This window comes from Pandoraea communis, from assembly GCF_902459745.1.
In the GTDB taxonomy this organism is placed as follows: Bacteria; Pseudomonadota; Gammaproteobacteria; order Burkholderiales; family Burkholderiaceae; genus Pandoraea; species Pandoraea communis.
Genome location: NZ_CABPSJ010000002.1, coordinates 628,523 through 655,468, shown reverse-complemented (window position 1 = coordinate 655,468; position 26,946 = coordinate 628,523). Strand labels below are relative to the sequence as shown.

Below are 26,946 nucleotides of genomic sequence, written 5' to 3'. Positions count from 1 at the left end.
TTACTTCACTTCCTCGATCTCGCCCGGCTTCCACGTCTTGTCGAACCATGCATCGAGGGGGCCGTACAGTCGCAAGATCGTGAACCAGCCTTTGCCCGGCACCGTCTGCGTCCAATTGGCCTCTTTACCTTTGGGCGCCTCGGGCCCGAAATACAGATCGACTGACCCGTCGGCGTTGGCGATCAACTTGTCACGCTTGTTGTTCTTGCTGGGGAACGGTTGCGAGGTCTGAAGCTCGGAGCGGGTCTGCGGATCGTAGAGAACCACCGACCAGAAGTCCTTAGCCGGCACGCCATTGGGAATGCGGAGGCGGTAGTGCTTCGCGCCGTCGAGAGGCTTGCCTGCCGCATCGGCGCTGGCAATCGCATACTGCGAACCCTTGCCGACCAGTTTCGCAGCCATCGCAGGCGTGTTGACCGTGGCGACATAGAAGAAGCTGGTACGTGCATCGAGGTCGCGGCCCGAGAGACCGTCGCCGCCCAGCCAGCGATAATCGTCACCGATAAAGCCGGATCGCCACGCACTATTCGGATACAGCGCGGCGCGCGGATCGCGACTGCGGAAGCTGATGGCACGCGCGGTGGCGTTACCGACGGCGACCGCATCGGTGAGAATCTTCGTCATCCGCTCGTCGGGGGCGAATGTCTTGCCCTTGCGGATGCCAATCGAGGCGACCAGTCCACGCAGTTCGGGATCGATGAAACCGATAGGTTCCTTCTGGATGACGTGATCGAGTTCCTCGAAGAACGCGAAGGTGTTGGCATGCACCGTGTTGAGGGCTTGTTTCGAGGAGTTGATGAACTCCATCTTTGGCGGGTTCTTTGCGCGGCTCAGCGAGTAGACCTTGAAACCTTCGCGGAACATCTTCGATGCCGCGTCGGGTTTGCCGTCCACCAGGAATCCGCGCAGGACCACGAAGTTCACATAGGAGGGTGAGCGCGAGATGTAGTACTCGCCACCGTCCTTCACATCCTTGGGGAGTTTGCCCGTGTAGTCCGGGGGCACGATCAGGTACTTGCCGCCCTTGCCGCGATCCGGACCGGGGGCGCCCATGTCGACGACGAAGCGGAAGAACGCGTCGTTGACGGTTCCCGGACCGCTGCCCGGCGGCACCTCGACCACGGTCGGGCCGTCGGTCTGCAGATCGAGCATGGAGAAGGCGTAGACCGTGTCGGTGTTGGCGGTGAGCAGAAGCGGATTGGAGTCGGCCAGTTGATCGTAGATCGTGGCCTGGTTGCTCTTGGTCGCCCCGAGCGCAACGCTTGACCGGCGGATCGCTTCAATGCTCGCGGCAGGCATGAGATTGAGGAACACTTCCACGCCGCGCAGGAAGTCGAGGTTATCGAAGGCCAGTTTAGCCGTGTCTTCCGTCGGAATACCGTCGGCAAAGTTGAGCGTGCCAATTCGGGTCTGGACCGTATTGGGTGTCAGCACTTCCTGCGGGATGTAGGTATTGAACCCTCGCGTCGGCGCTGCTCCATCGGGAGCCTTTTGCGCGTAGGCGCCCGGGGCACATAGCGCCCCAATGAGCGTGGCGGTAACAAGGCTACGGGTACGGTTGAATATCATTCACTTCTCCAACACTAGAGTTGTTGCTAAAGAGATGCTTGTTTCGAGCTGCCGGCATTCGCGCTTGCACGAGCACGGCAAGAGCGGCTGAGGCTGCCGCTCGGTCTTGTTGGCGGCGTTCAGTTCCAGTGGCCGGGGATCCAACGCCAGTTCGCACCGAACCGGATCCAATGGCCGGGTATCCAGTGATGCCCGACTCGCACCGGTTGCCAGTGCCCGGGCTCCCAGACATACCCACCCGCCGCCCAGCGCCAATGGCCGGGGTCCCAGACATATCCCGCACGAGCCGCAGGCACGACTTCCACTCGTGCGGCGGGCGGTTCGTGGGGCGCGATGATAACCGCCTCTGCAACGGCAATGCCGCTGGCGAGCGTGAGGACTGCCGCGCCTAGCCACGCACAAAGGGACTTCCTTGTCATAACGTCTCTGTTTCCTTGTTGATTGCCGGCGGAATCGGGTTGCGCTGAATTCCGCCATCGGAGATCGCTCATACGTCGATAGCGAGTCCGATAGTGGGGCGCGAAGCCCCATCTTTCGGTGCTCTCGCGTTGACCATCGAGCGAGGGCATCCGATCGATTGGTTACTGATCAGACAAGGCCGCTTCTTCTGCGCCGCAGTTGAGTGCAGAGGCAGAACCTTGGGTTCTCGCGTTCTGAGCTTCCTTGCGCGCGGCCTTCACGTCGGCAAGAAATGCCGCATTGGTATGAAGTTTGGCCACCGTGGCGGCGCCCATGGTGCGTCCCGCATCCACGTCGCTTTGCCAATGCGCATTGCAGACGACTCGGCTTTGACCGAACTCCAGGCCACGCTTGAACAGCGTATCGGCTCGCTCCGGGCTGATTTCGGTCAAGACCAGCGCCCATGCCCAGCCGGCCGCGGTGTGGCCCGACGGGTATGAGCCGTCATGGCGCAGCAACGGTTCCTGCTCCGGCATACAGGTGCCTTCGTTGTGAACCACGAAGGGGCGAGTGCGGTTGTATTTGTTCTTGACGCCATAGGTGGACATCCCCGCATCGGTCAGTACTCGCTCCATCAGGTGATACAGACGAGGGGTCTTCTTTTGATCGATGTCGACGCCCATTGCGCAGGAGAAGTTCTTGGCCGGCTGCGGAAACACGAGGTCGGCGTCGAGACGCGCGATCTCCGAGCGCGCTTTGCCGCGCAACGGCACGGTCGCTTCCCTTGCGGCTTCGTCTCGGGCCAGTGCAGCGCTGCCGTCGGCAGGCGGCGGTCCGAGCAATTCGAGACTGTTAGGTAAGTCTTTCTGCGGGAGATAGCCGGGCGCGAATTTGAAGTGCGGATCGGTGATCTTCGGATTCGGCGAGCTGTCCGAAGCGGTTGCCGTCGCACAGACAACGCTCAGGAGCGCAGCGCCGAGCACGTACGTCATCTTATGATTTTCTAGGCGCATAGAGGATGGTTCTCGTTTCAATGTGATTGAGAATTGATCGCGCATCGAGCATCCGGTATTCGCTTTTTGCGGCAATGAAAGAGGGTGGTTTATGTTGTTCTTGTGAAAAACCGGCGGCAAACCACTCAGTGGATTTCTTTATGGCAGTTGTCCCTCGACTGTACTCCGGGAGCTTTCGAGAGAAACGGGGTTGGGGGTGAAATGAGTCAAATTGGTATCAAGAATGAGACGAAATCGAGGGGTGGTCGCTGCGGCGGACAACAGACCGGGCTTCCCGAGATTTTCCGAGTGCCATCGTCAGACCGACGGTACCGCTTGCATGGCAATCAGGAATTTCGTGACCTTCGCGGTTTTCGGGTCCATCAGACATTCGAACGAAAACGTGCGCCATCCTCCGTCGTATCGCGCCTGACCGGTGCCAACCAACTTGTCGCTGCGAATCAGGCTGAGACTGTTGGGGTCATCGGTGCCGAGGAATACGCGATCCACCCCCTTGAGCTTGCCGTCAAAGGCCGCCAGCGCTTTCTGACGACAGATGAACTCGGCGACCTGCTTCGCGCGCGGCCACCCGCGGGCGACCGCACGGTCGCTCGGCGAACGTAACCCGGTGATGCTCGCATCGATCACGCGTTGCTGCGCCGGCGACACAATGGCTTCCATCGGTTGTCCGGAAGTGGTGGCATCAAGGGGCGCGCAGTAGCCCAGCGAAGCCACAACGAGTCCGCATACGCCAAGGAGTGATCGCTTGCACATGAAATCAACAGCCCTATCAAGAGAATTGAGACATCCGTGGGGACCAACCGACATGGGACGTGCGCAGGCTCCGGAGTCCGATGCCGACACCGGTGAGGAAGATGTCGCTATCGCGATCGGACCTCGACCTCACCCGTGACCCAAGCGAGCTTCGCCCCGCCATCGTTTCGAAAACGAATGAATGCGCGGGCGCGTTTTGCGAGGTGCCGCTGCTCACCACGGACGGCCCGCAGAGGGTGTGCAGCATGTGTTTTCCGTCAACCGCAGCGGGTTGCGCATGCGGCTCTGCGCGTGTCACGACATCGACTGGATAGCGAACACCGAGCAGATACGTCGTCGTATCGATGCTTCGGTGCGTGCGCACCCAATTGACCCGAAATGTTGCCGCTCAGTGGGGCGAGAAACAGCCCTTTGAGTGATTTGACGTCTTATTGCGCGGACGGATATTTGGAAAATCGATCTCGATTTTTGATCCGTTCACCCAGTCAGCCGGAGGGCCTTTTCAATGGTTCGGAGCGCGCGGCTAAGCAGAAAATCAAATACTGGCAGCCAAGTATCAAATGCGCCGTTCATTTCCTGAAGGTATAAAGCGAATCGTCTGAACTTGCCGGATCGCGCTGACGGAAGATCCAACGAGGGGCGGGCGTGAAATATTCGGGCTGGGCTTGCTCGCGCGCTGGCGTAAGGTTCCGTGCGATGAGCGGGAGGACAAACGGTGTTTGCATTGATACTGACTGCGTCGGCGTTTCTCGACACGAACGCGTCGCCAGTTGTGGGGCCGTCAAGCGGAGACCACTCGAAAGTCGAGACGCTCGTGCGCTCGATAGTTGAAGACGGGCATTATGTCCTGACGTTTAACGTGCTCGAAAAGGCCCTGGTGGCTATCGAGAAAGGGATTCCCGACGTCGTCATCATAGATCTGAGGCGTGCGCACTGGACCTCGCTCGATCGGATCAGTGTCGTGCATCTCAGGAATCCTTCAGTTCCACTTGTGGTGATTGGCGTTCGAATGACGGATCACGAGGTCGTGATGGCCCTTGACGCCGGCGCCAGCGAATGTGTCGATGCCGCATGCGCCCCCCCGGTTTTCCTGGCACGCCTGCGTGCGCTGGTTCGCCGGTCGCTGCCGATCACAATGCGCCCCACGCGCATCAATATTGGTGCCTACGATCTATGCAACACCTCACGTTCGGTGTTGGTGGCGGAGCAAGCTGTTGTCCTGACGGAACTTGAGTTCGATGTCGCCTGGACACTCTTTTCCCACTTCGAGAAAACCGTCTCGAGAGAAGCGCTCTTGCGAAATGTCTGGCGCCTGAATGTTGACCGGGAAACGCGGCGCATCGATGTACTGGTTGTCAGACTACGAAACAAGCTGAAACTCAGCGCAACGGGTGAGCTGCAACTTGCCGCCGTGCGTGGGCAGGGGTATCGGATTTTTCGCTCGGCCAAGCACTCCGACGAGGATCGCGAGTGGCCCCCTGCGTTGCCGAGAACGTGGCAGTGAAGGTCGATCAGCCGTGCCGATTTCGTAACGGCATGGCGGAGAACCGTCGCCCATGGACGGCTCCGCAACCGATTGCAGACGCCGGCGCGTTTTTTCTCGGCAGGGGCGCGATGCGGTGCGGAAATTCAATACCGTTCTTGTATTTGTCAAAGATAGCAGCGGGGGACATTCAATAGGCTTGCGTGACAGGAGGTGTTGGCAAAAAAGTCGCAGATCCTGATCATCCATCGAGCTTATGCCAGGGGGGGACGTGCAAACGAATGTGGCGGGAAGACCTGCGTTTCCTCGGCATTGGCACCTCTGGCTCGCCATCTCTGCTGGCGTTGTTCCCATGATCGCAGCGGTCTGGCTCGCGTATTGGCATGCGAGCCGTTCTTTGGACGACGAAGTCCAACTGCAAGCACATCGTGTCCTTGTTCACGTTGAGTGGATATTGGGCAACGCCGCAGAGGCGGCCGCCCGGGTGCGTGACGAGGCAGGGAAAAGTTGCGACGACGTGGTGCTGGACCTGCGCAAGCAGGTCAACTCGGTGCTGTTCGTCAGGTCGGTCGATTTGTTCGTCGATACCTCTGCTGTCTATTGCAGTTCCTTGTATGGCACCTATCGCCGCGAACGCGACGTCTCGGATTACGTCGACGGGCGCCTGCAAATCCTTCCGCACAGCGGAGCCGTTCCTGACTCCACACTCTTCCTATATCGGAGCGCAGTGCGAGGCCGTGGTGCGATTGTCGCTATCGACGGACGGCACGTTCGCGATGTGCTGGGGCTGATGGCGCGTGACGGAATCGACATGACGGTTCATGTGGGCGCGGTGTCCATCGGAAAGGATGGACTCATTTCGGTGCATTCGGACGCCCCCGCCAGCACGGTGGTTATGCGTTCCAAACGTTTCCCTGTGCTTGTCCGTGCAGAGAGTCCCCGGCTGGAGCTTGCAAGACGGGTGATCTCCGATTACGCCGGATTGCTGATCGCATTCGCGGTACTCAGCGTGTTTCTCGGGAGCGTTGTCAAGCGCGGATTAGCTGCCGTAAGTTCTCGTCGTCATGAAATGGTAAGAGCATTGCAGTTCGGTGAGTTCGTGCCCTATTTTCAGCCGCTGGTTTGCGCAGACGACGGGCGCTGGATTGGGGCGGAGATCCTCGCTCGGTGGCTCCATCCGAAAGAGGGCGAGGTGATGCCGGACAGTTTCATTCCGCTGGCCGAGTCGAGCGGGCTAATCGTGCCGATGACGCGAGCGTTGTTCCGCGCCGTAGGAGAAATGTTGGCCTCCGTGGATTTGCCGCCGAATTTCCGGCTCAGTTTCAACGTGAGCGCGCGACACATGAGTGAGCGATCGATCATCGCGGATTGCGACGCTTTGCAGGCGGTGTTGGGCAAAAGTCGCGTGCAGCTCGTGCTCGAAGTTACGGAGCGAGATCTGCTGGGCTCCGAAATCGACACCATGGAGATATTCGACGCATTGCACGCGAGAGGCATAAAGATTGCCATCGACGATTTCGGTGTCGGGCATTCGAGTCTTGGCTATCTTCGCGATTTCGATATGGACGCCGTAAAAATCGACAAGACCTTCGTGGCGAAGATTGGCGGAGGGGCGCTCTCTCAGCGAGTGCTCGACAGTATCCTCGAGATGGCAATGAAGCTCGGCCTGATTATCATCGCGGAGGGAGTCGAGACATCGCGGCAGCGAGATTACCTGTGTGAGCGCGGAGTGCCGATTCTGCAAGGCTATCTGTTTGGCCGTCCCATGCCGATTCACGTGTTTGTTCCCCGCCTGGCTGAACGGTGCCGTGCGGATGCCGGGCAGGCGGCGAGCCCATGCCCCGCCGTTTTGTAAGCAGACTTTCTCTTGCACAGCGGAGGATGGAGACAAAAAGAACCGAATTCTGAGACGCCAGGGAGAGTCATGCTCCCCCATGTTGACGACAATGCTCTCACGATCCACGAGGCGCCATTCGGCCCGATCGATCATGTGCGCGCCTACCACTGATTCCTGAACGGTGGTGGCGTGCCGTCAGGGAAAAACGGACCTATCGGCTTTTCTATGGCGAGAGTGTCCGGCTTGTGTCAAACGGGGGACGTGCCATGCAATTGCAATCACAATCCGAGCGTTATGTGATGGTCGATGGCGGAATCGGTCACATAACGTGCATCAAGGATGGCGTGCGTTTGAGCGGCGTTAGCCTTCGCGTGGTGCGAAGTCTTACCGAAGCCCTGAGGGGCTGCGCGTCGGACGACCTGCCCGATCTGGTGCTTGTCGGTGTTCGCGATTCGAATGTCGACGCGATTTCGGGATGCCGCGAGGTGTTGCGCCAACATGACGCATCGATCATCGCGTTTGGACCTGCGCAGGCCCCGGCGCTGCGGGTGCGGTGTTTCCGTGCCGGCGCCGTCGATTACATCGACACCGATGCATCCCCCAAAGAGTTGGACTTGCGCATTGGGATGCATCTCAGGACGCGGCCTGAGTTTGCCGTTGTGCCGGCATCTCGGAATAGTCTGGACATCACGGGCTCGCGCAAGCAGGAAATCTATCATCTGGCCGTGAAGTACCTTGCTCAAACCGAGATCGGCAACATCTCGCAACAGGTGCTGGCCTCGCGTATCGGCGTGTCGGTGGGGCACCTCGATGCCGCCTTTCGAAGTGTTCTGGGCTGCAGCATCGTACGGTTTCTCAAGCGGCGCCGGATCGATCTTGCCACCGTGTTGCTCAAGGGAAGCGATATGAGCGTGACGGCCATCGCCGAACTTCTGGGGTTTTGCGATGGCGCCAACTTCGCGACGGCGTTCAGACAGGACGTCGGGCAGTCGCCATCCGAATACCGATATGCTTCGAGCGACGAATGCCGGAGCGGGAGCGGCCTGCGCGCGCAGGATTGGCGCACAGAGACGTGCGCACCGCAAGGGAGGACGCTTGGGTATGCCGGGGCGACGTCATGACGAGCCCGTCAGCCCCTTCCGGGCCGCATGCGTCGCAAGGTGAGGGGGGCGGGTTCTCCGCCAATACAGCAATTCGTTCCACCCTCTGGCTCCTGACTGAGCGCCCTGCAGCGTTTGCCGACGTGGTTGACGAACTGCGCGCTCAGCTTTTCGACGTGCGGGAGGTGTGCGACGGCTGGACGAGCTACTACGAGGCGCTGGTTTCTCCGCCGACGGCCTTCGTCGTCGACGGCGCCCTCCGCGCGATGGATGCCAGGGCGTTTTGTTGCCTGATGGGCGGTGCGCCGCGCCTTCGTGGCGTACCCGTCATCTATGTCGATGCCGAAGCGGCCAGCGAGGCTCGCAGCCGCGCGCTGGCTTCCGGTGCATCTGACTGCATTGTCTTTCCCTTCATGCCCGAGGAATTGATTGCGCGATTGCGTGTGCAACTGCGAATTGGGCGCGGTGTTACCGATCCGGTCGAACGCGAACGGGTCGATCGCGCGTCGCGAAGCACGCGTACGGTGATGACACTGATCAACGGCGGCCGGATCGCCGACATGAGTGCGAAGGCGTTGGCGAGCGCCGTTGGTGCAAGCGATCGTCGCTTATCGCGAGACTTCAAGGATAAGTTGGGCGTTTCGGTGTCCGAGTATCTGCGGCGGGAAAAACTGGCGCGCGCGGCGTGGCTGCTGCAGCACTCGGGCATCTCGGTGACGGATGTTGCGCACGAGGTCGGCTTTCGGAGTCCGTGCAATTTCAGCGTCGCATTCAAGAAGCACACTGGCTTGACACCCTCAAAATTCCGCGCGCTTCGGCAGTGCCGGGCCGCGGATAAAGATGAGGACGGCAGCTCACCGTCTTCCGATAACTGAGCGGAGCCACTTACGTCCGACGCCGGAGCCCTCCCGAAGGGGGCCGAAGCCGTCTGTGTGCCCTGTCAATACCCCCCCGGCGAGACGGCATCGACCGAATCGCATTCTCTCGCTTGCCGTGTTAAATTCCGCATAATACGCATGCGTAGCTGTAATACGACGCTGGCCGCAATGGCTCGGCCGATGGGCATAAGCGCGGCGATTCGGGGCTTGCCCGAAGATGATGGGGTGCGATCCGAAGCATCAGGCGTTGGCCTCGAGACTTAGCGGGTCAAATTGCATGGTGTTTGCCCCAGTTGCCAGCGAAGCGGCTTCCCATGTGGACACTTCGAAAATGACGTCTTCTTGCTCGGCATATTGGGCGTCGGCATTAAGGAAACCAAGGCATGCCCACCAACTCCGGAGCGGACGCATTCGGCTTGCAGTCGACCGACGGCGTTACGTTTTCCACGGCCTATCTCCCTCCCGAGGATCGTGACGAGGCTTGCCGCCTGCTCATCAGCCCTTTTTTCGACGCCCGTCATGTCAAAAGTGAAAAAGGGGGCAGCCTTGAAGGGGCGCTGACATCGACACATGTCGGCAGGTTGCTGATAGGTGAGACGGCGTTCAATTCGCAGCGGCATGAACGGAGTCGGAAGCTGACATTGAGCAGCAGTCTCGATCAGTACCTGATCCAACTGTTCATTTCCGGTTCGCTCGATGGCGATTTCGAAGGGGTGCCCGTTGCGGTGCGTCCGGGCGATATTCTCGCCATGGATCTTTCGCGCGTTGTCAACACACAGGTTAGCCCAGGCGCGACGGTGTCTCTGGTGATCCCGCGCGAGGCAATCGACAAATCCACTGGCGGGCGCAGCATCCACGGTACCGTTCTCAAGGCTGAATACGCTGTCACCCGTTTGCTCGCCGGATTCCTCGCCAGCCTGTCGGACGTGGCCGCCGAGATTGACAGCGAGGAAGCACCCGGTGTGGAGAGTGGCGCGTTGAATCTGCTTGCCGAGATCCTCGCCAAGAAGTCGGAATCGACGTGGTTCAACGAAGACTCGGCGCTCTCGCGCGTGCTGCGCAGTCAAGTGCTTTCATACATCAATGCCAATCTCACGTCGCCTTCCCTGGGGCTGGATGCCATCATCATGCGCTTTCGTGTCTCACGTGCGCATCTCTATCGCATTTTCGCGGCTGACGGCGGCATCGCGACGGTGATCCGTAACAAGCGGCTGGATGCCGCTTATCGCGCATTGACGCTCGGGAACGGACGGGGTGCGCTGTCCATTACCCGTCTCGCGCATGACCTGGCATTCTCGGGGAGTAACCATTTTCTACGGGCGTTCCGGGCACGTTTCGGGGTGACGCCGAGCGAGGCGCGAGAACTGGCTTTCTCATTCGAGCTTGCCGACCAGAGCGTTGCGGGCTTGTATACCCACCTGTTGAATTACGCAAACCCCGCATCGGAGCATCTGGCCCAGCAAACCGCTGAGGCCTCGGTACGATTGAAGAAGCTGAAACCCTTTCCCGACGATTTTCAGGGTGCCGGGGGGAGTGCCTTCATGACACCGGATTGATGCCGGCTACTCGTGGCGCGCGGGCCCACCTGCCGCAACGTCGATGGCAAGCAGACCGTCTTGCGACAGTGAAAGACCGATTCGCTGCGCTGCCTCTCCCGAGGTACGCCTGACCAGAATCTCCCGGGCAATCGTGGGCAAGACTTGTTGGTTGATGTGGGCGTCGATGCCGCGCGCGCCGGTATCTCGTGCGAGACACTGCTGCGTCAACGTCGTCACCAGCGATTCGGCTACGGATAACGTCATCCCGTGCTTCCCTTTCAGGTGCTCCGCGACCTTTGCGAATTTCATTTGAGCGACCTCCCGGAGCGCTGACCCATCCAAAGGACGGTACACAAGAGGTTGCACGCGTTCGAGAAGGGCGGGCGAGAAGTGTGTTGACAACACCGGTCGAACCGCGTCGAGCAGTATGTCGTGGGGCGCGTCCGCTTGTTCGGCGGTGATCGACTCGATCGTTTCGCCCCCGACACTGGACGTCATCAGGAAGACGCAGTTGCGGAAGTCGATCGTGCGTCCCTGCGCGTCGTGAGTCACGCGCCCATCGACCACTCGGCAGAGTATGTCCAACACCTCGCGATGGGCATTCTCCAGCCCATCAAGCAGGACAACGCTGTACGGCCGTTGACGCACCGCCTCGGTCAGCACACCCTCCCGGCCATATCCGGCATCGCCCGGCAGTGGTCCCGTCAAGCGGGAGGCGGTGCGGGCTTCGTGGTATTCGGACATGTCGAGGACGATAAGCGCGGCCTGACTGCCGAACAGGATGTCCGCCAGTGCCAATGCCGTCTCGGTCTTTCCCACCCCGGATGGCCCGGTCAGCAGAAAGACCGCTGACGGGGCACGCTCCGGCTTGAATCCGGCATTGGCGGTCCGAAGGTTTTCGGCGAGCACCCGCAGGGCGTCGTGCTGTCCCGCTATCCGTGATCTCAATGGCGTGTCCAGCGCGAGGAGATCATGTGACTCGTCCATTGCCAAATTGCCGACAGGAATCCCCGTCCACTCGGCGACCACCTGAGCGACTACCTGTGCGTCAACGTCAGCGGACACGAGCGGGGTCGTGTCCTGAGCCTGCGCTTGTGCCAGCGCTTCGCAAGCGAGCGCCAACGCGTTGGCGTTGCGCATCTGAGGCGCTGCGTCGCGCTGCGCCCGTATGGCATCGGCAAGCTCGCGCTCGGTAGCGCAACGGGCTCGAACGTCATTCACCTCAGCCCTTGCCGCATGAAGGGAGATTTCGATGTCCTTCAACCGTTTGGACGCGCCGGCTCCCGCTTCGGCAATATCGAATTCAAGTGTCGCCTGCTCGATTTCTAGTGCACTGACTGTTGCCGAGGCTCGCTGAAGGGCCGCCGGTGCGATGTCGAGCGCCATCCTCACGCGCGCGGCCGCGGTATCGAGCAGATCAAAGGCCTTTTCCGGCAACTTCCGCGTTGGAATATAGCGACGCGCGAGCTTGACTGCTGCCACCAGCGCGTCGTCCCGCACATGGACCCGGTGGAACGTTGCGTAGTGCCACTTGAGTCCGCGCAACATCAGGCATGCGTCGTCGTCGTCCGGCTCGTCGACCCGAATGATCTGACAGCGGCGAGCCAAGGAGGCATCGTGTTCGAAGATCGCTTTGTATTCCGCCCACGTCACCACGACAATGGTTCGTATGTCGCAACGTGCCAGTGCGCGCCTCAATAGATCGATTGCGTCTGCTTCATTTGTCGAATTACAGGATCTCGATAGCGTGTGGACTTCGTCGATAAACAAAATCACAGGCTCGGCGCTCGCCCGCGCCGCGTCGATTACGGCGTCAAACCGCTGCCCGAATCCGGTGTCTCCTTCGATACCCGGCAGCAACGACCCGAGGGAAAGCGTCAGAATACGCACGTCGCGAATGACATTCGGCACGTTGCCGCTCGCCACGCGTAACGCCAGCCCATCGACCAAGGCCGTTTTTCCCACCCCGGGATCTCCCACCAAAATCAGATTGTTTTTTCGGCTCTTGGCGAGGACCTCGATCATTTGCTGGATCTCTCGATCACGCCCGAAGACGGGATCGAGTTCCCGGTTTCTCGCTCTCTTCGTCAGATCGGTGGTGTGACGTGCCAGCGGGTCCGCCGATGCCAAGCCCATGCCGTAGGCCGCTGCCGGCATGTATGACTGCGCCGTGGACGCCATGTCCTGCCCGAATGTCGTTTGAAGCATTGAGTCGACTATCGCTGAGGGCGCGCTGAGGGGCGACGGCGTTTCGCATGTGTGGGCGCCGAGCTGCGAGAGAAGTTTGTCGATTTGAGCGCTGTTGAAGCTCAATAGCGGCCAGAGCGAGGGGGCACGCAGCACGTGTGGTGCATCAACGATGACCTGGAGCAAATGGGCGGAGCGGATAGGCCATTGGGCATTGTCCACGCAGGCGTGCAGCAGGCTCACGAGTTGCGACGACAGGCCAGGATCTTTTCGCAGATTGCGCGGCAGGCGGTCGATGGTGGACATCAGCACATCCCAGAGAACATCCACGTCGATGCCGTAGTGGCCCATGATGGCGGGGATATCGCCGTCACCTGCCTCAAGGAGCGCGAGCAACCAGTGCTCGACGGTGATTTCGTCTGAAAGTCGCAGCTTGCACAGACTCGCGGCCGCCTCGAGCGCCATCGCACAGTGAGTATTGAGGCGTTGCAGCACGAGAGTGGTATCGCGAGATGTCATGTCAGGCATGCAAGAATTTCGGGGGAGGGCGAGAGACTCCACAAGCTTACGAAGCGAGCCTAAGAGACGCGTCGGCAAACCAAACAGCTCCCGCCGGAAAAAACGTTACCCCGACGTGCATCGCGCTTGGTGGGCGCTTTCGGCTCGGAATGGGTCAAACGCCATAGTTCACCTTAGCAACGCTGGTTACACCATGCCTTTGAACTTTTGCAAAGGTTGTTTGATCTCGATCTCTATCGTGATCTGCTCGAATTCCGCTAAGGAAAATCGGACGTAAGTCCTTCGTGTGACAGTCTTGACGGGGGAGGGACGTCAGTGGCATCGCTTCTGTCCAGTTGGTGGTGGACGTATCGGCCGTATCGACGGGCGCCGGCGTTTGATATGCCTGAGATGACGGTTGACTTGCGTTGAGCGGGAGGGCAAACCGTGACTTGGGCTGTGGCTGCGAACACAGCGTTGCGCTGAACCGTTCACCGATTCTTGCGCGGGCAGGGTGGGGGCGTTTCGAGACTGGTGACGCGTCGGCGCATGTGCGCGCGAGCGATAACCACGCTGTGAGGCCAGAGGTTCGCGGGCTCACGACAGAGCCCGCGACCCCGATTGGGCCATACGGGGCGAATGCGCAAATCGCGGTGATGCCGAGTGGCAAGATCGCCGACATTTGCGCAGGGCCCAGGCACGGCACCGAAGCGCATACGCTTGCTGTAGCGTCAGAGCTTGAGCTTCGTGACCTTCGTTCCGTTGATCGACACGTCGCCCATCAGGCCAGTGTTGGTCATCACAACAACCTGGACCGGTGCGGTGGCCGTGGTTGTGTCGACTGCGCCGTTTGCACCCACCTTCACGAGCGCGACAGACGCGCCTGCGCCGGCGGCCCAGCCGTCCGAATGGCGGAACTCGTCGAGCGCGCTCTGCGTCATGAACAGGAAGACGATCGCCTTCGACTGCGCGCCGGCCTGAAGACCGACCGACAGCGACGACGTGTTGTAGTAACCGACGGTATCGCCGCCAATGCGCAGGGCGCCGTTACCGGATTGCGCACCGACGATGAAGCCCGCCTGGATCACTTCCGGGAAGACCAGCACGCCGCGCGACTTCGAGACAAGTTCACGTGAGCCCTTGACGGTGGAATAGAGGCGCGTCAGCGTTGCATCGACGCTCGCGTCGATCGCCGAACCTTTGGATGCGCTGGTCGCGGCGGTATCGGGCTTGTCGCCGGTGGTGGTGCAACCGGCAAGCGCTAAGCTGCCGACGACAAGCGCTGCCGCGACCATCAGCATGGATTTCCGTTTTTGCATCGTTATTCCCTATCAGTTGTGATATGCAATCGGTTGGTCTTCACCGCGAAGACTGAAAATGTGAACGAGGTGATCGGGAGTCCATCGCAATCGTTGGCAAGATTGCGCATCACCCATTCGTTCATAAAAAATACGGAGAAATCGTGTTTCACAACGATTCATCCTAAGCGACAGGTGACTGGCGATTTGAATGCGGCGTTCAGTCACTTGGACCACTGGCCCACGAGCCTTTTTGCTGCTCTGCCATCAGCGCGTCTTATTCTGTCACGCGGCCCCTGCGGCACAAGATCTCACCGTCTCATTTTCCTCTCGAATTTGTCTCGTCAGACCGCCTGGTGCTTGTTTTTACACACAATTTGACACATTCTGATCCGACGTTTCCCGTGTGTAGCCTTGATCTGAGTGCCTCGTTTGCCGTGTGCGTGCTCGCCTTTGATTTGGCTCGAGCGTCATCGTCTATCGCGCGGGCACGAGAGGTTTTTTGTTTCAAGCGATTGGGCTATAGTTGAGATTCAAACAAGAATGACATTTATTCAAATGCGGGCCTTTCGTACTTCGTCTATTTTTCTCGCACGAAAAGGCAGGTGTCTCAATTGACGGCAATCGATGTGTTCGCGCGGATCGCAATAGGGCAATTGCGGCCGGCTTTGAGACAGTATTAATACGCTTGCCACGGATTCGGCAGCGCGACATCGCCCGTTTCAGGCAAGCCTGCGCTGGCAGCCTTCAGCTTGATGCCGACCCCCTCCATTTCCATGAATTTTCGACCAACGCCAGGCAAACGCCCGGCCTTGATGCATGAGGACTTTCTCGTGATGCCACAACGTCTGTTTCGCCGGATTTCACCAAAGGCGGCCTCGCTCCGGCGGCCAGTTTTCGCGCTTGGCGCTGCGGTGTCCATGTTGGGCGCAGCCACTCACGCTCACGCCACAGAGGGCGCGCTGGGGCGCCCGATCACGGGCACTGCCGTGCAGCCCAGCATCGGGATCGTGTCGCCCCAGCCGATCTGGATCGCGAATCTCTCCCAGATCTATTTCGACGGGAGTATCGGCGGAAACCGGCAGGTACCGGTGGCGGGCAAGACTTCGCTCGGGCTTGACGCGCAGGTTGCCCTCACGCTCGCCACGCTCATGAAGACCTGGGACACCGGCACGGGGGCATGGAATTTCGCATCGAGTTTCACGTTGCCGTATATGTGGACCAGTGTCACGGCATCGCTCGGGGTGGGCGGACGCAACGCGGCTGCCTCGCAGCGTGCGTCCAACCTGTTCGATATCAGCTTTGCGCCGATCATCGCCGGCTACCATTTCTCGCAGACCGATCATATTGCGCTCTCGCTCAACGTCTGGGCGCCGACCGGGCGCTATGACTCGAACGCGCTGGCCAATACGGGCCTGAACAATTGGACCTTCATTCCGCAGGTGGCCTATACGAAGTTAGTGCCGTCATATGGGCTGGAGTTCGATGTGGTTGCCGGCGTGCAGTTTTATACGCGCAATAACGCCACCGGTTATCAAAACGCGCCATTGTTCACGCTTGATGTGATGGGGATGAAGAAGTTCTCGAATGGTCTCGGCGTCGGCCTTGTCGTGGGCACGACACAGCAGCTTGGCAACGACACCGGTTCCACCGCCGATCGCCTGGGTGGCTTTCGTGGTCAGGACGTGGCACTCGGGCCGATCGTGACCTACGACACCAAGATCGACGGCAAGCTACCGCTCTCGTTCTCGGCTCGCTGGGTGCCGACCGTTTCGAGTACTAACCGCTTCAAGAGCACGCAGACGTTCATGGCAACGGGCACGCTCATCTTCTAGTAACAGGAAATTCTCATGAGATTTGTGATATTGGCGTTGGGTCTGACGCTTGCGGCCTCCGCATTCGGCCAGAAGCCCTCCGTCTATCCGGGCCACGGTCAGAGTCCTGAGCGGCAGGCGAGTGACGATGGCGCATGCTACGGATGGGCCAGGCAGAACACTGGCATCGATCCGGCAGTGGTCGCGGCGCAGGCGGCGCCTCCGCCGGTACCGGTGGGTGGCCACGTAAGGGGGGCTGCCCGTGGGGCGGCGGCGGGTGCTGTCGTGGGTGAACTTGGGCACAACGACGTGGGGCATGCTGCGGCGGTCGGGGCAACCGTGGGTGCCGTTGCCGGCGGTGCGCGAGCGCGTGGCCGCTATGCCGCCGAAACCCGGATGGAGCAAAACGCCAAGGTGTCGCAGATGGATACGTACTGGCGTGCCTACGGGGCGTGTATGGAGGGGCGTGGCTACACGGTTAGGTGATGCTGCGAGGTTCTAACTTACGGAAGGGGTGCCCGCCACCACCGGCAACTATTGGCCGGTTTTCGTCAAGTTTGCGTTGCCGAAAAATTGGTGGTGCATCTTTGCGAACGCAGTGGGAGCCGGTCGGCGCTGTAACCATTTCAGTACGGACTGACCGCAATCGAGTACGCTCGAAGACGACGTGTCTACGACGTGATCATAGTGCCGGTTAGCGTGAATCGAGTCGAATTGAGACTTGGCCAAGCCGATCTTGCGGTTACCACGCTTAAGTTCGCGCTCGGTCAATATTTCGAGCGAACAAAAGACGCCGACTGTAAGGACCGGGAGACCGGTCAAGTCCTCTAGCATGTAGTGCCACGCATCGGATGAAAGGACGTGATCGACGATCACAGCCTGACCATGCATGGAGAAGGTCGCGGCCGTGGCATTGATGGCTCTACAGAGCGCGGCCGCGCGAACCTGTGTCACCTGCTTCTCGACATCCCAATAGTTAGCCGGCTCCATGTTTCGGAACGCGTCCAGCTCGATGTGCAAATGATGTTCGGCCAAGTTCTCACACAAATACCTGGACAGGGTGCTTTTGCCGGCACTGCTCGGACCGTTGAGCACAATGATGGTCCCATAGGGGGGATGCAGCATTTCCGTGATCGGCATTGACGTATCCATCGGTGGCCTGCGAACGCAGGCGGCGGTTCAAGTGTCGACGAACCGGATCGCGGTGTCGACCGGTTGAATCCGCCCCCAGCCAGAACGGACGCTCAGCAAACTGAGGCAGCAGGGAGATAGCAGTGGACGAAGCCTTCGAGGTGGTTACAGACATCGCGGACATCTCGCGACTGAACGAGCAACTTGCGAAGCAATTGCGTGCGACCCTCCAATACAAGGAGAGCCGCGAGATATCCTACCCGGCCGGTCACCACACCGGCACGGTGTACTTCGAGGCGCGGGCAGGCACCAGCGTACGAGCTTGGTCACCGCATGTCGCGCCGGACAAACTGCTTAACCTCGTGCTTTTTGCAGAACCCGGAAGTCCGAAGTGGATCGAGATCGCCGTCCAGTTGAACTTTCCGGCTGGCACCTATAACCGGCGTACGGCTGGTGCCTTTGTCAAGGATGGCCGGGGCGACATCTTCGTGGCGCATCGGGGCAAGCTGACAAAGGGCAATGCGGGGACTCCAAAGGACAAGGTCTTCCGCGAGTTCGCCGCCTCCACCGTCGAGGCTGCGGACAACGGCAAGACCTCCAGGGTCATCCTGATTGGCGGGTTGAAAGCGCCAGACCTTGCCGACCGGCTGTGGGCGTTCGCTGAGGAGGCCCGAGAGGTTGCGGCCCGGCCGAGTGATGCGCGGCATGGCGATGGGCAGAGTCGGTCGACAGGCGAAATCGTCGTTGGTGGTTCTGGTGGGGCAAGTGAGGCCGATGCAGGCGGCCAGCGGGCTGCGTCACCCGCGGAGCGCCTTCTGATGTCGCGGGGCTACTTCCGAGTATTTTGGTGAGGGCGCAATAGAAGGGCATGGAGGCGGCAGGCGAACCGTAGTCCATGGTGCGGTTGTCCGGGCCATGGCGCTTTTTACGCGCAACGCCTGGCTACCCGTTACAAAAACTCCCGCACCATGACTGAGATACACTGACTCGGACTTACATTGAGAAATTGCCTTGGGCAACAAGGAGAGTGCGCTCCATGCGATTGATATTTGCTCCCACCAAGGACTCCGATGCCGAGACATTGGTGCGGATTCGCATTAGCGCCATGCAGGAAAGTCTCGAGCGAGTCGGACGGTTCGACCCGCAACGGGCGCGAGACCGCTTCCTTTCAAGTTTTGAGCCGTCGCAATGCAAGTTCATTATTGTTGACGGCCAGCAGGTCGGCTTCGTATCAATGACCCTCGCCCCCGACCATATAGCGCTAGACCATCTCTACATCACACCCGGCAATCAACGAAAGGGCATAGGAGCCCTGGTCCTGGCGTCGATCTTTCGGCAAGCCGACGAAAAGTCTTTACCCCTCACTGTAGGGGCTCTCAGAGATAGTGACTCCATTCGCTTTTATATGCGGCATGGCTTCACGAGGACAGGAGAATCCGACTGGGACATATATTTCATTCGGATTCCAATCGACAATAAGCTAGAAAGTCTGCGCTGAGGCTCAGTATCGGGGGCCGCTGTGGCGCAGCCCCCTCAATGCGCAACACGGACCTGATGCGCGGATTTCTGACATTGACCCAGGCGATTAGTGTCCTGATCAATGGTGTCTCCCCCAGGGCATTTATTCAAACGTCTCGCAATGGCATTGAGTGTCGCTTGCGAGTACATCGAGAGCGGGGGAGTCCGGATCATCATTCGATCGAGCCCCACTTCTTACTGGAGAGAGGGAGCATTCGTTCCATGACGCCGTCCCGCAGAATCAAACGGTGATACAGAGCGGCGAGAACATGAGTCCCGACGATTCCAAGCAGAATGTACGATCCATAGACATGAATGTCGCCCATCGCATGACCAAGCGTCGAGCCTTCTGTCGATAATGAAGGCAACGTTACGGCACCGAACAGGTGAACCGCATAACCGCGCGACGAAGCGTTGATCCAGCCCATAATGGGAACGGCAAACAGCAAGACGTAGATCGCCGCATGCCCGGCTCCGGCAAGTGCGTTCAATAGTGGCGTGTTTGCCGCACTCTGTACCGGGTGAGTCATTCGCCACAGTAATCGCGCCAACACCAGTGCAAGCAGGGCAGTCCCAATAGACAGATGCCATCCGACCAAGCCGACGGGTAGGGTTCCCCGGTGGATATCCGGCATCGTCCACGCCACCGTATATTGGGCTATGAGCAACAGCACCATGACCCAATGAAATGCTCGGGCAACAACGCCGAATGAAGTTCGCTTATTCACTATTCAACCTTCAGTTTGAGTGGGTAGTGAATTATGCATTTATTAAGCTTAGTGAAGAATTAGGTCGTTCAAGAAATTTGCTTTTTGTAATTGCGCATAGGAACGATTATCAGTACCAAAAACGTTTTAATATCATGTGCTTGAAAAATTCGTGACTTTAAAATATCGTTCGCTTCGCCGGGAAAAAGCCACTGTCCACCCAACCCCGTGCGAAGGGAAATTATGGATCGTCACGATGCAGCAACACGCAGCACGCTAGTCAGCGTTTGGGTCAATCTTGTTTTGTCGATCGCCCAAGTGGCTATCGGGCTGCTGGCCAGGTCTCAGGCGCTTGTAGCTGACGGCATTCACTCTCTTTCCGATCTGATTTCGGACTTCCTTGTGATCGCGGCCAACCGCCAAAGCAGGCTGGCCCCTGACGCCAATCATCCCTACGGCCACCACCGATTCGAGACGGCAGCTTCGTTGCTTCTTGGTGTGCTCATGCTTGGCGTTGCGGCTGGTATCGGATGGACGGCGGTGACCCGCTTGCTCAGTCCGGCTTCCATTCCTGTGGTTCACGCGTCGGCTATCTGGGCTGCCGCTCTCGCGTTGCTCGCGAAGGAGTTGCTGTTCCGTTACATGCTCACGGTTGGCCGGCGTGTCGACTCGAAAATGCTGATTGCGAATGCGTGGCATGCAAGATCCGATGCGGCTTCGTCGCTCGTGGTGCTGGCCGGCATTCTTGCGAACGCATTCGGATTTCCCTTGGGGGACCCGATCGCTTCCCTGATTGTCGCGGCAATGGTCGCGCGAATGGGGGGGCAGATTGGGTGGGCCGCGATGAGCGACCTCATGGATCACTCAGCCGCCGATGAAGCAATATTGGCAATCGAACATGCGGTTGCCGGCGTGAGTGGCGTGCGCGGATTTCACGATCTTCGTACGCGCACCGTGGGCGATTTTGTCCTCGTCGACATTCACATCGAGGTGGACGAATTCCTGTCGGTGCGAGATGGCCACCAGATCGCAGAATCCGTGCATCACCGACTCAAAGCGATACCCAAAGTCCTGGACGTCATGACGCACGTGGATCCGGTGCCGGCAGCGCGGCTTTGATCTGCACGCCATACGTGCGAGCTAGGCGCGTTTCCAGCAATTGAATCACAGCGATAGATCCCAACGGAGACAACGTCATGAAATGCGCCACGATGCTCGCCGCGTCACTCAGGCAAATCTGGCCATTGCTAGCCGTTCGTTTGCGACTTAGCCTGCGCGTTGCTTGTCGCGGGGCCTTGGTGATGCAGATCGCGGCACTTGTCGCGATTTTTGTGTTTCAGGTGCCGGAGGATAGTTTCACAAACGACAGCTTTCGGGCTTGGGCGGCCATTGTCCTAATCACCTCGGTCGCCTTCTTCAATGTTGTCGGTTAGCCGTGTGACACTCAAAATCGGCTTGGCGTGTGTGTTCGATCCCGGCCGGCTTTGGCCGGGGGAGGGGGGCAGACGCCCTCTTTCAAGCAACCCGCTGTGTGCCCACACGTTGCATCAATCGAGTCGACTGGGCGGAATCTGTGTGGCAAGCGCTTCAATCGCAAACCGCGTCTTCGATGGCAGATACGGTGTGTCCGGCCAGACCACGTGAATGTCCAGTGGCCGTGCGGCGCAACGCTCGCGCACGGCAACCAGTTCGCCCGTGGTGACGTAGTGCGACAACAACCAACAGGGCAACTGCACGAGCCCCAAACCGTCGCGCCCCGCGTCGGCGATGGCCTGCACGTCGTCCATGCTGAGTTGCCCGCAAATTGGCAACGCCTTCGCCATTCCATCCGGTTCGAGCACGGTCCAGGGCATCACCGCGCCCGCACGTGCATACGTGACACCGACGTGGCGGGCAAAGTCTTCCACTGCCACCGGCGCGCCGTGCTGGGCAAGGTACGACGGCGCCGCTCCGATGCTCTGGTTCTGGACACCGATGCGACGAGAAGCCAGTCGCCCTGCGCCGCCCACATCGCCAATGCGTACGGCCAGATCGAATCCCTCCTCGACCAGATCCACCGCGCGATCTGAAAACGAAATGTGGACCTGTAGCTCAGGGTGCTTTCTAGTCAGGGCGAACAACACGGGGGCGACGCAGCGGTGACCAAAGGCAGTGGGTGCGCTCACGCGCAACCGGCCACGCGGCTCACTCGCGCCGCTCTCGAGTTCCGCCTCGCCAGCATGAAGCTCCGCTAGTGCCCGAACGCATCGGTCGTAATAGGCCCGTCCCGCCTCCGTTAACGCCTGGTTGCGCGTCGTGCGATGAAGCAGCCGTGTGCCCAGTCGCGCCTCAAGCCTGGTCACGACCTTGCCGACCGCGGAGCGCGTGATATGCAGCCGTTCGGCCGCCTCCGTAAAGCTGCCAGCTTCGACCACTTGGACGAAGACATCGACGCCATCGAGTTTGCCAATCAATTGGGGCCTCCATAGCCTCATTGCTGGGAAAAAACTTCAGCAATGGGGAATTTATCTCCCGATATAGTACCTGTAACCTCCGGCGTTGGTTGCTTGTCAGCCGCTCGCTGCTCCGCCTCGCACGGCCGCTATCGCCCTGCGGGTCAATCTAATCCCGACGGCTCTGATGAAACATTCCCTAAACAACAAATTGGCCCTCGCGGCGGTCTGTCTCACGGCGCTGATGTTCGGCTTGGAAATTTCCAGCGTTCCTGCCGTACTGCCGACCCTGGCCGCCGACCTGCATGCCGACTTCAAGGCGCTCCAATGGATCATGAATGCCTACACGCTGGCCTGCACTACCGTGCTGATGGCGACTGGCTCGCTGGCGGATCGATTCGGCCGCAAACGCGTCTACGCGATCAGCATCGTGCTGTTCGCGATCACGTCGCTGGCGTGCGGCCTTGCTCAGACCACCTCGGTGTTGATCGTCAGCCGCTTCCTGCAAGGGGTGGCCGGTGGAGCCATGCTGATCTGTCAGGTGGCGATCCTGTCCCACCAGTTTCGAGAAGGACGCGAGCGCAGCCGGGCGTTCGGTGTATGGGGCATCATCTTCGGCATCGGTCTCGGCTTCGGCCCGATGGTCGGTGGCGCAATCGTTGCGCTTACCGATTGGCCCTGGGTCTTCCTCGTACATGTGCTGATCTCGATGGTCGCGCTCTGGCTCACGGTGTCAGGCGTGCAGGAGTCGCGCGATCCGCATGCGCAAACGCTCGACATCGGCGGGATCCTCACGTTGTCGATCTCGAGCTTTTGCCTCGTGTACTTCATTACCCAAGGCGCGGCTCTTGGCTGGGGAAGTCGGCCCGCGCTGAGCATGCTGCTATCAGCGCTCGTCAGCTTCGTCATGTTCGTTGTCATCGAGATGCGCACCGAGCGCCCAGCGTTCGATTTTTCGGTGTTCCGGATCCGCGCATTCTCGGGCGCTATGTTCGGCTCGATGGGAATGAACTTCAGCTACTGGCCGTTCATGATCTATCTGCCGATCTACTTTCACGGTGTGCTGGGTTACGACGGCCTGGCTGCCGGACTAGCCTTGCTGAGCTATACATTGCCGACGTTGGTGGTGCCGCCGCTCGCCGAACGCCTCGCCGCGAAATACGATGCGAAGCGTGTCATTCCGCTCGGCATGTTCACCATCGGTCTTGGCTTCCTACTGATGAAACTCGGAACTGGCGCTCCCTTCGCGGGCTGGCTGGCAATGCTGCCAGGGTGCGTCCTGTGCGGCACCGGCCTTGGTCTAACGAATACGCCGGTCACGAACACGGCGACGGGGGCCGTTTCGCCGAATCGTGCGGGCATGGCATCCGGTATCGACATGAGCGCACGCCTGATCAGCCTGGCGATCAACATCGCCGTGATGGGATTCCTGCTTCTCGAAGGTGTTCACAGCGGGCTTGCCCGGGCATTGCCGAAGGAGTGGGATGCCGCAACCTCGCAGCGGCTCGCTGAGCAGGTTGCAGCCGGTGAATTTGCAGGGCTCACGACCAGCACGGATCTTGCAATGGCACACGCAGCGCTCGTCCACGGTTTCGAGTGGGTGATGCTCTACGGCATGGCTGGTGCCTGGCTTCTGGCACTGCTCAGCCGAGTCGCCTTCGGAGTGAGCCCCAAGATGTCGGCTCAACGCGTTGAGCCTTGAGGCCTCGCCAAACTATCACTTGCCGGGGAGATGGGGTATCTCTCCCGGCGACTTGGCTTTGCAATCCAAGATGGGCTATTCATCACGGTCGGCCAAGGCTGCGATGTCAGGCGAACGCCGGCTGGTTCTTGACGCTCGGGCGTTCCAGCATTCTCGTGTACCAAGCGAGAAGGGCTTCGCACTCCGCAGGCACGGACAGCTTCACGATCGACGCAAAGACCAGAGCGCCAATGAGGGTGATATCGGCCATCGAGAAGGCATCCCCGGCGACAAACATTTGCTTTTTCAGAATGCCGTTGAAGTAGCGCATGCCCCTCAGGGCTTTGTCGCGCTGACGCCCCCCCCATTCGGGGTTCTGATAGCGTTCGACGTCGGGCCCAAGCCCTGGCGTGGCATGGTGGAAATAGACACTGATGGCATCGAGCACCTCCAGCTCGGCGCGCTTACTCATCATGTGGATCACGCCCTTTTCAAGCGGTGTCTTGCCGGTTAGCGTGGGTGCGCCATCGAGCGTATCGAGATATTCGGTAATGGCGGTGCATTCGGCGATGCAGGCGCCGTCGTTGAGTTCGAGGACCGGCAGCGTGCCCGAGTAGTTTTTCTCGGCGATGAACTCGGGTCTTTTGTGTTCCCCCTTGTAAAGATCGACCATCACGAACTCGACGCGCGATTGCAGATTTTTCTCGGCTAGGGCGATACGCACGCGTGTCGGATAAGGCCCTTTTGGAAAATCGTAAATCGTCATGATCGGGAGCGTGGTTACGTCAAAATTGGTGGTGCCGGAAGTCATATTTGCCTCGCTGTGCGCTCTGTTACGCGGGATTGGACAATATGGGGAGGTCATTGTCCGTGATGTCTACCTAACGTTCGTTAGGTTAACGGTAGCGGCTATACTCTCCTGCGTCAACAGTCATTCCAGTTTGTGGAGGCGGTAGTAGTGAAGAACAATTCAGGCTTGAACTCCAGGGAGCGAATCCTGGTGGCTGCCACAAAGATTGCGCAGGCGCACGGCTACAGCGGCTTGAATTATCGTGAGCTCGCTGAGGATATCGGCATCAAGCCCGCGAGCATCTACCATCACTTCGCAAGCAAGGCCGATCTCGGCGCAGCGGTGGCGAGGCGTTATTGGGAGAGTTCAGCCGCGACCCTGGATGCGCTTTTGGCCGAATCCGCAGATCCGATCGACTGCCTGCGCCACTATCCCGATACCTTTCGCAAGGCGCTTGAGAGTGGCAATCGCATGTGCCTTTGCAGCTTCATGGCTGCGGAATCTGATGACCTGCCGGAAATGGTGATGAAAGAGGTCCAGACCTTTGCCGATGTGAATGTGGCGTGGCTGAGCCGGGTGCTATCCGCCGCGGCCGTGGTCAGCGCTGAGGATAGTGAACGGCGTGCTCGCGCCATCTTCGCAGCCGTCGCTGGGGCTCAGCTCATCGCCAGGAGCCGCTCGGATATTTCTGTCTACGACGGGCTAATTGAAAGCTATCGCGTTGCTGGTCTTCTGCCGGCATAGCAGTCGCGATGCCGTAGCCGGATATCGTCCGAAGGTTCACTTCGCTATTGAAGGACGCCGCCGCCACATGAGAAAACTCCTGGGCCGGCGCTGACGGCAAGCACGGTCTGTACGAGTACACGCACACGCTCTCGCTTCCAGCCTGATGCGGCCGGAGCGGCAATCATCTTCCCGGTTTCGCCGAACGCGATCAGCGACACGTCGTCATCTTCGACTTGGCCTCGCAGATACCGAGTTTCCCTATTCCTCGCAAGACACGGTGTAGCTCGAACACCGCGCGTCAGTTCGAGCGTGACCTTCCCCATTTTCGCCGTATTACTTTTCCAGTGGCGTCCCGGTGAACGGAGATTTCATCCGGGAAACAATGTAAGTAATTGATTGTTATTGAAATTGTTTGCGTGCTTCCGCTCGGTGAAATGACGTCCCGCGACGAATTTTTAGCGACTTATATTGGCCCTGTCGGGTGCATGGGGCGCAATCAAAGCGCGCTCGAAAACCGTCAAATTTTCCACACACGGTACATCGCTATGTTCAATAAGCAAAATGAAGTGCGTTCCTGTCAAAGCCTCGCCCGACGTTTGACGCAGGCGTTCATCCTGGGGCTTACCGGGATGGCCGTGGTTTCCGCTTCGGCGTTTGCTGCAGAGAAGGCCGCGATTCTGTTGCCCGGTAGTATCAACGACCAGAGCTGGAACGCGCAGGGTTACGCGGGGGTGAAGCAACTCAAGGCCATGGGTTGGGACGTCGCTTACTCGGAGAACGTCCAGCCTGCGGACATGGCGCAGGCCATGCGCGACTACGCACGTCAGGGCTATAGCCTGGTCATCGGTCATACCGGGCGCTTTCAGTCGGCGGCGCAAGCCGTTGGCCCGCGCTTTCCGAAGACGTTGTTCGTGGTGGGCTCCGGCTCGGCCGGATCTGGCAAAAACGTGACTTCGGTCGACTTCGACAACACACAGTTCGGCTATCTGGAAGGTGTACTGGCGGCACGAATGAGCAAGACCGGCAAGATCGGGTCGGTGAACGGCCTTGAGGGCCTGCCTAATGTGGTCGCTCAGGTCGGTGCATTCCGTAAAGGGGCCAAGAGCGTGCGGCCGGACATTCAGGTCAAGGTGATCTATGTCCAGGATATGGAGGACGCCGGCGCGGCCAAGGAAGCGGCACTGTCGCTGATCGCGTGGGGAGCCGACTTTGTCACTGGCAAGTTGAATGCGGGTCAGTCCGGGATCATTGCCGCGGCGAAGGAGAAAAATGTCTACGCTGCCGGCCGTTCGGTGGCTGACACGGTGCTCGCGCCGAAGAATGTGCTGACGAATATCGTCGAGCAATGGGGCGATATGTACGCCGCTGTTGCCGATTCGGCAGCGCACGGCCCGAAGGGCGGGGAATATCGCTTGTACGGCCTGAATAGTAAAGGAAGCACGGGCGCGCAACTCGCCTACCAACCGGGACAGCAGTTCAACCCCGTGGTACCGGCCGCCATCTCGCAGGAGTTGGGCGACGTCGAGAAAAAGTTCGCTTCCGGCAATCTGAAGGTTACCGTGACGCCGCAAGACGCGCGCGGCGGACTGTAACG

General features: G+C 59.6%; 24 protein-coding genes. 14 read left to right on the top strand and 10 right to left on the bottom strand.

Annotated features, from left to right (window positions below):
- The 4 genes from PCO31110_RS09455 to PCO31110_RS09440 all read right to left on the bottom strand — a co-directional run bounded on the left by PCO31110_RS09455 (position 1) and on the right by PCO31110_RS09440 (position 3,641).
- On the bottom strand, positions 1-1,569 hold the full coding sequence (locus tag PCO31110_RS09455) for a DUF1254 domain-containing protein (RefSeq protein WP_150690242.1): 1,569 nt from the start codon (positions 1,567-1,569) through the stop codon (positions 1-3).
- Positions 1,570-1,688: 119 nt separating this feature from the next.
- Entirely contained in the window at positions 1,689-1,988 is a 300-nt protein-coding gene (locus PCO31110_RS09450) for a YXWGXW repeat-containing protein (RefSeq protein ID WP_081636167.1), read from the bottom strand.
- A 162-nt stretch (positions 1,989-2,150) separates the two neighbouring features.
- A complete protein-coding gene (locus PCO31110_RS09445; protein WP_306439151.1) occupies positions 2,151-3,026 on the bottom strand; it encodes an acid phosphatase in 876 nt (291 codons plus the stop codon).
- Between the two features lie 252 nt (positions 3,027-3,278).
- Positions 3,279-3,641, bottom strand: coding sequence for a hypothetical protein (locus PCO31110_RS09440; RefSeq protein ID WP_010806188.1), 363 nt, complete (start codon positions 3,639-3,641; stop codon positions 3,279-3,281).
- Positions 3,642-4,449: 808 nt separating this feature from the next.
- Here PCO31110_RS09440 and PCO31110_RS09435 point away from each other — a divergent pair.
- The 5 genes from PCO31110_RS09435 to PCO31110_RS09415 all read left to right on the top strand — a co-directional run bounded on the left by PCO31110_RS09435 (position 4,450) and on the right by PCO31110_RS09415 (position 10,588).
- Positions 4,450-5,238 carry a response regulator transcription factor gene (locus PCO31110_RS09435; protein ID WP_150690241.1) on the top strand — a complete coding sequence of 263 codons (789 nt, stop codon included), beginning with the start codon at positions 4,450-4,452 and terminating at the stop codon, positions 5,236-5,238.
- A 331-nt stretch (positions 5,239-5,569) separates the two neighbouring features.
- Complete coding sequence (locus tag PCO31110_RS09430; RefSeq protein WP_174979444.1) at positions 5,570-7,072, top strand: EAL domain-containing protein; 1,503 nt, start codon at positions 5,570-5,572, stop codon at positions 7,070-7,072.
- A 248-nt stretch (positions 7,073-7,320) separates the two neighbouring features.
- The gene (locus tag PCO31110_RS09425; RefSeq protein ID WP_010806185.1) at positions 7,321-8,175 is read left to right on the top strand and encodes a helix-turn-helix domain-containing protein; all 855 of its coding nucleotides are present in this window, start codon (positions 7,321-7,323) and stop codon (positions 8,173-8,175) included.
- Positions 8,172-9,029, top strand: a complete 858-nt coding sequence (locus PCO31110_RS09420) for a helix-turn-helix domain-containing protein (protein WP_010806184.1) — start codon at positions 8,172-8,174, stop codon at positions 9,027-9,029. Before PCO31110_RS09425 ends, PCO31110_RS09420 begins: the two co-directional genes overlap by 4 nt.
- 419 nt (positions 9,030-9,448) lie before the next feature.
- Entirely contained in the window at positions 9,449-10,588 is a 1,140-nt protein-coding gene (locus tag PCO31110_RS09415; RefSeq protein WP_174979442.1) for a helix-turn-helix domain-containing protein, read from the top strand.
- Positions 10,589-10,594: 6 nt separating this feature from the next.
- On the opposite strand, the gene PCO31110_RS09410 is transcribed toward PCO31110_RS09415, so the two are convergent.
- Together PCO31110_RS09410 and PCO31110_RS09405 are read right to left on the bottom strand one after the other, a co-directional pair.
- Entirely contained in the window at positions 10,595-13,252 is a 2,658-nt protein-coding gene (locus tag PCO31110_RS09410; RefSeq protein WP_306439150.1) for an AAA family ATPase, read from the bottom strand.
- Positions 13,253-13,986: 734 nt separating this feature from the next.
- Entirely contained in the window at positions 13,987-14,574 is a 588-nt protein-coding gene (locus tag PCO31110_RS09405; protein WP_010806181.1) for a BPSL1445 family SYLF domain-containing lipoprotein, read from the bottom strand.
- Positions 14,575-15,473: 899 nt separating this feature from the next.
- On the opposite strand from PCO31110_RS09405, the gene PCO31110_RS09400 reads away from it, so the two are divergent.
- Positions 15,474-16,388 (top strand): SphA family protein, encoded by a 915-nt coding sequence (locus PCO31110_RS09400; protein ID WP_246189804.1) that lies wholly within the window; start codon positions 15,474-15,476, stop codon positions 16,386-16,388.
- Between the two features lie 15 nt (positions 16,389-16,403).
- A complete protein-coding gene (locus tag PCO31110_RS09395) occupies positions 16,404-16,853 on the top strand; it encodes a YMGG-like glycine zipper-containing protein (RefSeq protein WP_010806179.1) in 450 nt (149 codons plus the stop codon).
- Between the two features lie 48 nt (positions 16,854-16,901).
- Here PCO31110_RS09395 and PCO31110_RS09390 read toward each other — a convergent pair whose 3' ends face one another.
- On the bottom strand, positions 16,902-17,507 hold the full coding sequence (locus PCO31110_RS09390; RefSeq protein WP_174979439.1) for a chloramphenicol phosphotransferase CPT family protein: 606 nt from the start codon (positions 17,505-17,507) through the stop codon (positions 16,902-16,904).
- Positions 17,508-17,641: 134 nt separating this feature from the next.
- On the opposite strand from PCO31110_RS09390, the gene PCO31110_RS09385 reads away from it, so the two are divergent.
- Positions 17,642-18,349: a hypothetical protein gene (locus tag PCO31110_RS09385; RefSeq protein WP_010806177.1), complete on the top strand. Its 708-nt coding sequence runs from the start codon at positions 17,642-17,644 to the stop codon at positions 18,347-18,349.
- 185 nt (positions 18,350-18,534) lie between these two features.
- The gene (locus tag PCO31110_RS09380; protein ID WP_150690236.1) at positions 18,535-18,996 is read left to right on the top strand and encodes a GNAT family N-acetyltransferase; all 462 of its coding nucleotides are present in this window, start codon (positions 18,535-18,537) and stop codon (positions 18,994-18,996) included.
- A 193-nt stretch (positions 18,997-19,189) separates the two neighbouring features.
- Here PCO31110_RS09380 and PCO31110_RS09375 read toward each other — a convergent pair whose 3' ends face one another.
- Positions 19,190-19,744 (bottom strand): cytochrome b, encoded by a 555-nt coding sequence (locus PCO31110_RS09375; protein ID WP_036661608.1) that lies wholly within the window; start codon positions 19,742-19,744, stop codon positions 19,190-19,192.
- 222 nt (positions 19,745-19,966) lie between these two features.
- Here PCO31110_RS09375 and PCO31110_RS09370 point away from each other — a divergent pair, with 222 nt between their 5' ends.
- Positions 19,967-20,842 carry a cation diffusion facilitator family transporter gene (locus tag PCO31110_RS09370; RefSeq protein ID WP_010806174.1) on the top strand — a complete coding sequence of 292 codons (876 nt, stop codon included), beginning with the start codon at positions 19,967-19,969 and terminating at the stop codon, positions 20,840-20,842.
- Between the two features lie 77 nt (positions 20,843-20,919).
- Positions 20,920-21,156, top strand: a complete 237-nt coding sequence (locus tag PCO31110_RS09365) for a hypothetical protein (protein WP_010806173.1) — start codon at positions 20,920-20,922, stop codon at positions 21,154-21,156.
- Positions 21,157-21,270: 114 nt separating this feature from the next.
- Here PCO31110_RS09365 and PCO31110_RS09360 read toward each other — a convergent pair whose 3' ends face one another.
- Complete coding sequence (locus PCO31110_RS09360) at positions 21,271-22,176, bottom strand: LysR family transcriptional regulator (RefSeq protein ID WP_174979436.1); 906 nt, start codon at positions 22,174-22,176, stop codon at positions 21,271-21,273.
- A gap of 166 nt (positions 22,177-22,342) precedes the next feature.
- On the opposite strand from PCO31110_RS09360, the gene PCO31110_RS09355 reads away from it, so the two are divergent.
- Entirely contained in the window at positions 22,343-23,857 is a 1,515-nt protein-coding gene (locus tag PCO31110_RS09355) for an MFS transporter (protein WP_150690235.1), read from the top strand.
- A gap of 106 nt (positions 23,858-23,963) precedes the next feature.
- On the opposite strand, the gene PCO31110_RS09350 is transcribed toward PCO31110_RS09355, so the two are convergent.
- Entirely contained in the window at positions 23,964-24,647 is a 684-nt protein-coding gene (locus tag PCO31110_RS09350; protein ID WP_010806170.1) for a glutathione S-transferase, read from the bottom strand.
- A 147-nt stretch (positions 24,648-24,794) separates the two neighbouring features.
- Here PCO31110_RS09350 and PCO31110_RS09345 point away from each other — a divergent pair, with 147 nt between their 5' ends.
- Both PCO31110_RS09345 and PCO31110_RS09340 read left to right on the top strand, forming a co-directional pair.
- A complete protein-coding gene (locus PCO31110_RS09345) occupies positions 24,795-25,370 on the top strand; it encodes a TetR/AcrR family transcriptional regulator (RefSeq protein ID WP_150690234.1) in 576 nt (191 codons plus the stop codon).
- 548 nt (positions 25,371-25,918) lie between these two features.
- Entirely contained in the window at positions 25,919-26,944 is a 1,026-nt protein-coding gene (locus tag PCO31110_RS09340) for a BMP family protein (protein ID WP_174979434.1), read from the top strand.
- Positions 26,945-26,946: the final 2 nt, after the last annotated feature.

Coding starts and splice junctions, on each gene's coding strand:
- PCO31110_RS09400 (WP_246189804.1), top strand. CDS start 15,474: ATGTTGGGCGCAGCCACTCACGCTCACGCCACAGAGGGCGCGCTGGGG.
- PCO31110_RS09455 (WP_150690242.1), bottom strand. CDS start 1,569: ATGATATTCAACCGTACCCGTAGCCTTGTTACCGCCACGCTCATTGGG.
- PCO31110_RS09445 (WP_306439151.1), bottom strand. CDS start 3,026: ATGCGCGATCAATTCTCAATCACATTGAAACGAGAACCATCCTCTATG.
- PCO31110_RS09440 (WP_010806188.1), bottom strand. CDS start 3,641: ATGGAAGCCATTGTGTCGCCGGCGCAGCAACGCGTGATCGATGCGAGC.
- PCO31110_RS09430 (WP_174979444.1), top strand. CDS start 5,570: ATGATCGCAGCGGTCTGGCTCGCGTATTGGCATGCGAGCCGTTCTTTG.
- PCO31110_RS09370 (WP_010806174.1), top strand. CDS start 19,967: ATGGATCGTCACGATGCAGCAACACGCAGCACGCTAGTCAGCGTTTGG.
- PCO31110_RS09350 (WP_010806170.1), bottom strand. CDS start 24,647: ATGACTTCCGGCACCACCAATTTTGACGTAACCACGCTCCCGATCATG.
- PCO31110_RS09380 (WP_150690236.1), top strand. CDS start 18,535: ATGCGATTGATATTTGCTCCCACCAAGGACTCCGATGCCGAGACATTG.
- PCO31110_RS09405 (WP_010806181.1), bottom strand. CDS start 14,574: ATGCAAAAACGGAAATCCATGCTGATGGTCGCGGCAGCGCTTGTCGTC.
- PCO31110_RS09365 (WP_010806173.1), top strand. CDS start 20,920: ATGAAATGCGCCACGATGCTCGCCGCGTCACTCAGGCAAATCTGGCCA.
- PCO31110_RS09390 (WP_174979439.1), bottom strand. CDS start 17,507: ATGCCGATCACGGAAATGCTGCATCCCCCCTATGGGACCATCATTGTG.
- PCO31110_RS09450 (WP_081636167.1), bottom strand. CDS start 1,988: ATGACAAGGAAGTCCCTTTGTGCGTGGCTAGGCGCGGCAGTCCTCACG.
- PCO31110_RS09355 (WP_150690235.1), top strand. CDS start 22,343: ATGAAACATTCCCTAAACAACAAATTGGCCCTCGCGGCGGTCTGTCTC.
- PCO31110_RS09425 (WP_010806185.1), top strand. CDS start 7,321: ATGCAATTGCAATCACAATCCGAGCGTTATGTGATGGTCGATGGCGGA.
- PCO31110_RS09395 (WP_010806179.1), top strand. CDS start 16,404: ATGAGATTTGTGATATTGGCGTTGGGTCTGACGCTTGCGGCCTCCGCA.
- PCO31110_RS09420 (WP_010806184.1), top strand. CDS start 8,172: ATGACGAGCCCGTCAGCCCCTTCCGGGCCGCATGCGTCGCAAGGTGAG.